General features: G+C 56.2%; 6 protein-coding genes and 1 pseudogene. All 7 read left to right on the top strand.

The features are described from left to right. Positions 1-118 precede the first annotated feature (118 nt). A complete protein-coding gene (tig, locus tag ACQKP4_RS19995) occupies positions 119-1,336 on the top strand; it encodes a trigger factor (protein WP_427635356.1) in 1,218 nt (405 codons plus the stop codon). 94 nt (positions 1,337-1,430) lie between these two features. Continuing rightward, positions 1,431-2,066 carry an ATP-dependent Clp endopeptidase proteolytic subunit ClpP gene (clpP, locus tag ACQKP4_RS19990; protein WP_427635354.1) on the top strand — a complete coding sequence of 212 codons (636 nt, stop codon included), beginning with the start codon at positions 1,431-1,433 and terminating at the stop codon, positions 2,064-2,066. A gap of 112 nt (positions 2,067-2,178) precedes the next feature. Further along, positions 2,179-3,463 (top strand): annotated as a pseudogene (clpX, locus tag ACQKP4_RS19985) (ATP-dependent Clp protease ATP-binding subunit ClpX). Positions 3,464-3,624: 161 nt separating this feature from the next. Next, the gene (gene lon / locus ACQKP4_RS19980; RefSeq protein ID WP_427635353.1) at positions 3,625-6,021 is read left to right on the top strand and encodes an endopeptidase La; all 2,397 of its coding nucleotides are present in this window, start codon (positions 3,625-3,627) and stop codon (positions 6,019-6,021) included. Positions 6,022-6,170: 149 nt separating this feature from the next. Beyond that, positions 6,171-6,443: an HU family DNA-binding protein gene (locus tag ACQKP4_RS19975; RefSeq protein ID WP_002552737.1), complete on the top strand. Its 273-nt coding sequence runs from the start codon at positions 6,171-6,173 to the stop codon at positions 6,441-6,443. Between the two features lie 233 nt (positions 6,444-6,676). Further along, positions 6,677-8,548, top strand: coding sequence for a SurA N-terminal domain-containing protein (locus ACQKP4_RS19970; protein ID WP_427635352.1), 1,872 nt, complete (start codon positions 6,677-6,679; stop codon positions 8,546-8,548). 179 nt (positions 8,549-8,727) lie between these two features. After that, on the top strand, positions 8,728-9,588 hold the full coding sequence (locus tag ACQKP4_RS19965) for a DUF2242 domain-containing protein (RefSeq protein WP_427635351.1): 861 nt from the start codon (positions 8,728-8,730) through the stop codon (positions 9,586-9,588). The last annotated feature ends 41 nt before the right edge of the window (positions 9,589-9,629 follow it).

The raw sequence follows: 9,629 nt of genomic DNA, 5'->3' as shown, positions 1-9,629 counted from the left end.
TGTGAATGGCTTTGCTTGGGCAGGCCTTTGGCCGCCCGCGCATTGACGTACGTGCCTTTGCCGATCACCCCGGTGAGAAAGTTTTCGTAAGTCAGTCGAGACTCAGGTCAACAAGCGTCTGCAGCAGACTGCCCAAAAGGCCAAGATTGCTGGCTTCCGTCCAGGCAAAGTGCCAATGAGCGAAATCAAGCGCCGCTTCGGTGCCGATGCGCGTCAGGAAGCTGTAGGCGACGTGATCCAGTCTTCTTTCTACGAAGCTGTTGTTGAGCAGAAGCTGAACCCGGCTGGCGCTCCTTCGATCGAGCCAAAGTCGATCGAAGCTGGCAAAGATCTGGAATACGTTGCAGTTTTCGAAGTGTTCCCTGAGTTCACCGTTGCTGGCTTCGACGGTATCGCTGTCGAGCGCCTGAGCGCTGACGTGGCTGATGCCGATCTGGACAAAATGCTGGAAATCCTGCGCAAGCAGAACACTCGTTTTGAAGTGGCCGATCGCGCTGCACAGAACGAAGACCAGCTGAACATCGATTTCGTTGGCAAGGTCGACGGTGAAGTGTTCGCTGGCGGTTCCGCCAAAGGCACGCAACTGGTGCTGGGTTCCGGTCGCATGATCCCTGGTTTCGAAGACGGTCTGGTTGGCGCCAAAGCCGGCGAAGAGCGTGTTCTGAACCTGACCTTCCCTGAGGACTATCAGAACCTCGACCTGGCCGGCAAGACAGCTGAGTTCACCGTCACCGTGAACACTGTTTCCGAGCCAAAACTGCCAGAGCTGACCGAAGAATTCTTCGCTCAATTCGGCATCAAGGAAACGGGTCTGGAAGGCTTCCGCACCGAAGTTCGCAAGAACATGGAGCGCGAACTGCGTCAGGCGATCAAATCCAAGGTCAAGAATCAGGTAATGGACGGTCTGCTGGCCACCAACCCGATCGAAGTGCCAAAGGCGCTGCTGTCCAACGAAGTTGATCGTCTGCGTGTGCAGGCTGTTCAGCAGTTCGGCGGCAACATCAAGCCTGATCAACTGCCGGCCGAGCTGTTCGAAGAGCAAGCCAAGCGCCGCGTTGTGCTGGGTCTGATCGTCGCTGAAGTGGTCAAGCAGTTCGACCTCAAGCCTGACGAAGCCCGCGTTCGCGAGATGATTCAGGAGATGGCTTCGGCTTACCAAGAGCCTGAGCAGGTTGTGTCCTGGTACTACAAGAACGACCAGCAACTGAACGAAGTTCGTTCGGTTGTGCTGGAAGAACAAGTTGTGGATACTGTTCTGCAGAAGGCTAATGTGACCGACAAGTCGGTCTCTTACGAAGAAGCAGTCAAGCCGGTAGAAGCTCCACAAGCCGACTGATCGTTTTTTGCGGTAAGAAGTAATCACCATAAGCCAGCCTTCGTGCTGGCTTATGCGTATTCAAGACATAACTATTTGGGAGTGACTGCAGAGCATGTTCCGTAATTCGTATATTCAGCAGAACTCTGATATCCAGGCCGCAGGCGGCCTGGTCCCGATGGTTGTCGAGCAGTCCGCTCGTGGCGAGCGCGCCTACGACATTTATTCGCGCCTTCTCAAGGAGCGAGTCATATTTCTGGTCGGCCCGGTAGAGGACTACATGGCCAACCTGATCTGTGCGCAACTGCTGTTCCTTGAAGCGGAAAACCCGGACAAGGACATCCATCTCTATATCAACTCCCCGGGCGGTTCGGTAACGGCGGGCATGTCGATCTACGACACCATGCAGTTCATCAAGCCAAACGTGTCGACCACCTGTATCGGTCAGGCGTGCAGCATGGGCGCATTCCTGTTGACGGCCGGTGCACCCGGCAAGCGTTTCTGCTTGCCGAACTCGCGTGTGATGATTCACCAGCCATTGGGCGGTTTCCAGGGGCAGGCGTCGGATATCGAAATCCACGCCAAGGAAATCCTCTTCATTCGTGAGCGTCTCAACACGCTTATGGCCAAGCACAGCGGGCACACTCTTGAAGAAATCGAGCGCGATACCAACCGCGACAATTTCATGAGTGCAGAAGCCGCGCGTGACTACGGGTTGATCGATGAAGTGATCAACCAGCGCCCCGCTTAAAATAAGCAGCTCAAAATAGGCTTGGTCGGCGGGTCTGATCACGAGCGGGCTTGAAAAAGCCCGCAATAGCCTTCATCTTGTGTTGCAAGCCTATCGGATTTGGATCGAACGAATGACTGACACCCGCAACGGCGAGGACAACGGCAAATTGCTCTATTGCTCCTTCTGTGGCAAAAAGCCAGCATGAAGTGCGTAAGTTGATTGCCGGCCCCTCGGTCTTTATTTGCGACGAGTGCGTCGACCTGTGCAATGACATCATCCGTGAGGAGGTGCAGGAAGCCCAGGCCGAAAGCAGCGCGCATAAATTGCCTTCGCCAAAAGAAATCAGCGGCATCCTTGATCAGTATGTGATTGGTCAGGAGCGTGCGAAAAAGGTTCTGGCAGTAGCGGTGTACAACCACTACAAACGCCTGAATCAGCGTGACAAAAAGAATGACGACGTCGAACTTGGCAAGAGCAACATCTTGCTGATCGGCCCGACAGGCTCGGGTAAAACCTTGCTTGCGGAAACACTGGCCCGCTTGTTGAACGTTCCGTTCACCATCGCCGACGCAACCACTCTCACCGAGGCCGGTTACGTAGGTGAAGATGTCGAGAACATCATTCAGAAGCTGCTGCAGAAGTGCGATTACGACGTAGAAAAAGCCCAGATGGGCATTGTCTACATCGATGAGATCGACAAGATCTCGCGCAAGTCTGACAACCCGTCGATCACCCGGGACGTTTCCGGCGAAGGCGTGCAGCAGGCCCTGCTCAAGTTGATCGAAGGCACGGTCGCTTCCGTTCCGCCTCAAGGTGGTCGCAAGCATCCGCAGCAGGAATTCCTTCAGGTCGACACCCGTAATATCCTGTTCATCTGCGGTGGTGCGTTCTCCGGTCTGGAAAAGGTTATTCAAAACCGTTCCACCAAAGGCGGCATCGGTTTCAACGCGGAAGTGCGCAGCAAGGAAGAAGGCAAGAAGGTCGGTGAGTCCCTGCGTGAAGTCGAGCCTGACGATCTGGTCAAGTTCGGTTTGATCCCGGAATTCGTTGGTCGTCTGCCGGTACTGGCCACGCTGGACGAGCTTGACGAGGCTGCATTGATGCAGATTCTCACCGAGCCGAAAAATGCGCTGACCAAACAGTATGCCAAGCTGTTCGAGATGGAAGGTGTAGACCTGGAGTTCCGGGCCGACGCGCTGAAATCCGTCGCCAAACGCGCCCTGGAACGTAAAACCGGTGCTCGTGGCTTGCGGTCGATTCTCGAAGGTGTATTGCTCGACACTATGTATGAAATCCCCTCGCAGTCCGAGGTGAGCAAAGTAGTGATCGATGAAAGTGTCATCGAAGGCAAGTCCAAGCCACTGTATATCTACGAAAATAGTGAGCCTGCTGCCAAGGCCGCGCCAGACGCTTAAGCGTCACGCAGCCGGGATAAAGAAGGGGCCTTCGGGCCCCTTTTCTTTTAAAGCGCTTTAACACCCTCTTTACGCTTGTTTTTTTTGAAAGCAGCCCCCATCTTGGTTTCAAGCTCACTTCCATCTGTTTACGGCCATATGGCCGCCGTAGAGGCGAAATCATGAAGACAACCATCGAATTGCCTCTCCTGCCATTGCGTGATGTTGTGGTTTATCCGCACATGGTTATCCCGCTGTTCGTGGGGCGCGAGAAATCCATCGAAGCCCTCGAGGCTGCGATGACGGGCGACAAGCAGATCCTTCTGCTGGCTCAGCGAAACCCTGCTGACGACGATCCCGGTGAAGATGCACTTTATCGCGTAGGTACTATCGCTACCGTCCTGCAGCTGCTCAAGCTGCCTGATGGCACGGTCAAAGTTTTGGTTGAAGGCGAGCAGCGGGGCGCGGTGGAGCGCTTCAGCGAAGTGGACGGCCACTGCCGCGCCGAAGTCTCGCTGATCGACGAAGTCGACGCGCCTGAACGCGAGTCGGAAGTGTTTGTCCGTAGCCTGTTGGCTCAGTTCGAGCAATATGTGCAGTTGGGCAAGAAAGTCCCGGCTGAAGTCCTGTCGTCGCTCAACAGCATCGACGAGCCGGGGCGCCTGGTCGACACCATGGCCGCGCACATGGCCTTGAAGATCGAGCAGAAACAGGAAATCCTCGAAATCATCGATTTGTCGGCCCGGGTCGAGCACGTTCTGGCGTTGCTGGACGCCGAGATCGATCTGCTGCAAGTCGAAAAACGCATTCGCGGTCGTGTCAAAAAACAGATGGAACGCAGCCAGCGTGAGTACTACCTGAATGAGCAAATGAAGGCCATTCAGAAAGAACTCGGCGACAGCGACGAAGGCCACAACGAAATCGAAGAGCTGAAAAAGCGCATCGATGCCGCCGGCCTGCCAAAAGATGCCTTGGCTAAAGCCCAGGGCGAGCTGAACAAGCTCAAGCAAATGTCGCCAATGTCCGCAGAAGCGACGGTGGTGCGTTCGTACATCGACTGGCTGGTTCAGGTGCCGTGGAAGGCGCAGAGCAAAGTACGTCTGGACCTTGCGCGCGCCGAGGACATCCTCGACGCAGACCACTATGGTCTGGAAGAAGTCAAAGAGCGGATTCTCGAATACCTCGCCGTGCAAAAACGCGTGAAGAAAATTCGTGGTCCGGTGTTGTGCCTGGTCGGTCCTCCGGGCGTGGGTAAAACCTCGCTGGCGGAGTCGATTGCTCACGCCACCAACCGTAAATTCGTGCGCATGGCCCTGGGTGGTGTGCGCGATGAAGCGGAAATTCGTGGTCATCGCCGTACTTACATCGGTTCGATGCCAGGAAGATTGATTCAAAAGATGACAAAGGTAGGCGTCCGCAACCCGCTGTTCCTGCTCGATGAAATCGACAAGATGGGCAGCGACATGCGTGGCGATCCGGCGTCGGCGTTGCTGGAAGTGCTCGACCCCGAGCAAAACCACAACTTCAACGATCATTACCTGGAAGTCGACTACGACCTGTCCGATGTGATGTTCCTTTGCACCTCGAACTCCATGAATATTCCGCCAGCCTTGCTGGACCGGATGGAAGTGATTCGTCTGCCGGGTTACACCGAAGATGAGAAGATCAACATCGCCGTCAAATACCTCTCGCCGAAGCAGATCACGGCCAACGGCCTGAAGAAAGGCGAGCTGGAATTCGACGCCGAAGCGATCCGCGACATCATCCGCTATTACACCCGCGAAGCCGGTGTGCGGGGGCTGGAGCGCCAGATTGCCAAGGTTTGCCGCAAGGCCGTCAAAGAACACGCGATGGAAAAGCGCTTCTCGGTGAAAGTCACTGCCGACATGCTTGAGCATTTCCTGGGCGTGCGTAAATTCCGCTACGGCCTGGCTGAATCGCAGGACCAGATCGGTCAGGTCACCGGGCTGGCATGGACTCAGGTTGGCGGCGAATTGCTGACGATCGAAGCCGCTGTCGTGCCGGGTAAAGGTCAATTGATCAAGACCGGTTCGTTGGGTGACGTCATGGTCGAATCGATCACCGCAGCCCTGACCGTGGTCCGCAGTCGTGCCAAGAGCCTGGGCATTCCCCTGGACTTCCACGAGAAGCGCGACACGCATATCCACATGCCGGAAGGGGCAACCCCGAAGGACGGCCCTAGCGCCGGTGTAGGCATGTGCACGGCGCTCGTGTCGGCATTGACCGGGATTCCCGTGCGCGCCGACGTGGCCATGACCGGGGAAATTACCCTTCGCGGTCAGGTGTTGGCGATTGGTGGTTTGAAAGAAAAACTGCTTGCTGCCCACCGTGGTGGAATCAAGACAGTGATCATTCCTGAAGAGAACGTACGCGATCTGAAGGAAATTCCTGACAATATCAAGCAAGATCTGCAGATTAAACCGGTTAAATGGATTGACGAGGTCCTGCAAATTGCGCTGCAATACGCGCCGGAGCCGCTGCCTGATGTGGTTCCAGAGATCGTTGCAAAGGATGAAAAACGCGAGTCTGACTCTAAGGAAAGAATTAGCACGCATTAGTACGCATTTGCCTGGGGGGCTTCCTTGACAGCTTTTTAGAGCCCTTGTTATAAAGCGGCTCTTAAGTGTCTGTAGGCCATTCAGCACTCGTTTTTGCTTTCACCAAAAAAACTTAGAATCATACTCAAATAGATATAAGGGGACTTAGAGTGAACAAGTCGGAACTGATTGATGCTATCGCTGCATCCGCTGATATCCCGAAAGCTGCTGCTGGCCGTGCGCTGGACGCTGTAATCGAATCCGTCACTGGCGCTCTCAAGGCTGGCGACTCCGTTGTTCTGGTTGGTTTCGGTACTTTCTCCGTGACTGATCGTCCGGCTCGCATTGGTCGTAACCCACAGACCGGTAAGACGCTGGAAATCGCAGCCGCCAAAAAACCAGGTTTCAAAGCCGGTAAAGCGCTGAAAGAAGCTGTCAACTAAGTTCACATCAGGTTTTTGCCTATCCGGGTCGGGGTCATGCCTGACCTGGCAGCGGAGCGGTAGTCCAGTCGGCAAGTTGTCGTTCTGAGACACCGAGGGTCGCAAGCTCGACCCTCGGTCCGCTCCGCCAGTTACGAGAAGGCGCATCCCCGGATGCGCCTTTCTTCTATCCGGATTCTACCCACGCTCCACGGTTGCCTAATTTTTGAAGTTCAACCGTTTCTGGGGGACGCATGCTGCAGAATATCAGGGACAATTCACAAGGCTGGATTGCCAAGACCATTATCGGAGTCATCGTTGCACTGATGGCTCTGACCGGTTTCGATGCCATTTTCAAGGCCACTACGCACAGCAATGATGCGGCCAAGGTCAACGGCGAAGAAATCAGCCAGAACGAGCTGAGCCAGGCGGTCGATATGCAACGCCGTCAGCTCATGCAACAGCTGGGCAAGGATTTCGACGCTTCCTTGCTTGATGAAAAAATGCTGCGCGAATCGGCCCTCAAAGGCTTGATCGACCGCAAACTGCTGCTGCAAGGCGCAGAAAACTCGAAATTCGCTTTCTCCGAAGCGGCGCTGGATCAGGTTATTTTGCAAACGCCTGAATTTCAGGTCGACGGCAAATTCAGCGCTGAGCGTTTCGACCAGGTGATTCGTCAACTGGGCTATAGCCGTATGCAATTCCGCCAGATGCTGGCTCAGGAAATGCTGATCGGTCAGTTGCGTGCTGGCCTGGCCGGTAGCGGGTTTGTCACCGATGCACAGGTGCTGTCTTTTGCCCGCCTGGAAAAACAGACCCGCGATTTCGCCACGCTGAACGTGAAGGCGGATCCGGCGGCTGTGAAGCTGACCGACGACGAAGTCAAAGCCTACTACGACGAGCATGCCAAGGAGTTCATGACGCCGGATGAGGTGGTCATCGACTACCTCGAATTGAAGAAGGCTTCCTTCTTTGATCAGGTCGCCGTCAAGGACGAAGACCTGCAAGCGGCGTATCAGAAAGAAACCGCGAACCTTTCCGAGCAACGTCGGGCCGCGCACATTCTGATCGAAGTAAACGACAAAGTGACCGAGGCGCAAGCCAAGGCCAAGATCGAAGACATTCAGGCACGTCTGGCCAAAGGCGAGAAATTCGAGGCGTTGGCCAAAGAGTTCTCCCAGGATCCGGGTTCGGCCAACAATGGCGGTGACCTCGGCTACGCAGGTCCTGGCGTTTATGACCCGGCTTTCGAAAAGGCACTGTATGCCTTGGCGAAGGATCAGGTGTCCGAGCCGATCCGTACCGACTTCGGTTTCCATTTGATCAAGCTGCTGGGTGTTGAAGCGCCGGAAGTTCCGACCTTTGCCAGCCTGAAGGACAAGCTGACGCGTGAGCTGAAAGCCCAGCAAGTCGAGCAGCGTTTTGTCGAAGCGACCAAGCAACTGGAAGACGCATCGTTCGAAGCGTCCGATCTGGCTCAGCCGGCTCAGGACTTGAAACTGACCGTTCACACCTCCAAGCCATTTGGTCGTGAGGGTGGCGAAGGTATTGCGGCCAACCGTGCCGTGGTCACTGCAGCGTTCAGTCCAGAAGTGCTGGATGAAGGTGCCAATAGCACCGCCATCGAACTTGATCCGGAAACCGTAGTGGTGGTGCGCGCCAAGGAGCATTTGAAGCCTGCGCAACTGCCGCTGGAAAGCGTTGCCGCCAGCATCCGCACGCAATTGGCCAAGGAGCACGCAAGTGCTGCCGCCAAGACCAAGGCTGATGAGCTGATCGCCAGTCTGCGCGACGGCAAGGCGCCGCTGAACAAGGCGATTGACGGGCAGAACTGGAAAGTCATCGAAGCGGCGACTCGCGCCCAGGAAGGGGTTGACCCAACCGTGCTGCAAGCGTTGTTCCGTATGCCGAAACCGGCCGCCAAGGACAAACCGACCTTCAGCAGCGTGACCCTGGCCGATGGCAGCCTGGTGATCGTGCGTCTGAATGGCGTGAACGAAGCGGCTGCGCCGACCGATGAAGAGAAGGCTCAATACCGTCGCTTCCTCGCGTCGCGCATTGGCCAGCAAGACTTCGCGGCGTACCGCAAGCTGCTGGAGAGCCAGGCCGAGATCAAGCGTTACTGATGCCTGATTGAACTGCGCGCGATACGAAAACCCCGGCCGAAAGGTCGGGGTTTTTTTATGGGCACTTTTCCGAAAATGACTGTCAATAACCTGTAACCGTTTTAAGACACTAATCGATACTCCGCTAAGCAACGATCTGTTGCACAATACGCCCCGGACCGTTTTCCTCAGGATGTTCAATGTTTAATACATTTCCCATGCGTTTCGTCGGGCTGGCACTGATGCTGGCTGCTGCTGCCGGTTGTTCATCGAAGAAAGCCGCCATCTATGAGCATGAGAACTTCGACGACTCCGGTACGTTCTCGCGCAATTACCCGGTGACCGATGCGCAAACCTGCGAAGCGGCTCGCCGCGCCTTGCTGAGCCAGGGCTACATCATTACCAGCAGCGATCCGAAGCTGGTCAGCGGGCATAAGAGCTTTCAGCAAACCGGCGAGACCCATATGGAGATCAGCTTCAGCGTGGTCTGTGCCGATGATGGCAGCGAAGGCCACCACGCGACGATGTTCGCCAACGCCCTGCAGGACCGCTATGCGCTGAAGAAGACCAACAACTCTGCCAGTCTCGGGGTTGGCGTGCTGGGTTCGGTGTCGATGCCGATCGGCTCGTCCGACGACTCGATGGTCAAGGTCGCCAGTGAAACCGTCTCGTCGGCCAAGTTCTATGAACGTTTCTTTGCGCTGGTCGAATTGTTCCTGCCGCCAGAAGCGAAGAAGGCGGCGCATATCACCGAGAAACCGAAAACCGACCTCGGCGTGCCTGAAGCCAAGGCCGCACCGGCGCCGGCGCCGTTAGCACCAGCCCCGGCACCTGCCGCAGAACCGACGCCAGCGCCAGCGCCAGCCCCGGTCGCGGAACCCACACCCGCACCGGCACCCGCCGCTTCGGAACCCGTTGCGCCGCCTGCCGAGTCGGCACCGATTACGCCGGTTGAAACCACCGAACCGGCACCGTCCACCGAGACTGTCACGCCGCCGCCGGAATCGACCTTGCCGCCGCCGAGCGAGCCGATTCCAGCGATGCCTTCCTCCGGTCAGTAAATCGCCTGCAAATGGCTCAGGAGCGGATTACGCCGCTCCTG

Source organism: Pseudomonas sp. NPDC086278, assembly GCF_050280905.1.
Classification (GTDB): Bacteria; Pseudomonadota; Gammaproteobacteria; order Pseudomonadales; family Pseudomonadaceae; genus Aquipseudomonas.
Note: the sequence above shows the minus strand (reverse complement) of the source record. Positions and strands in the feature narration are given on the sequence as shown.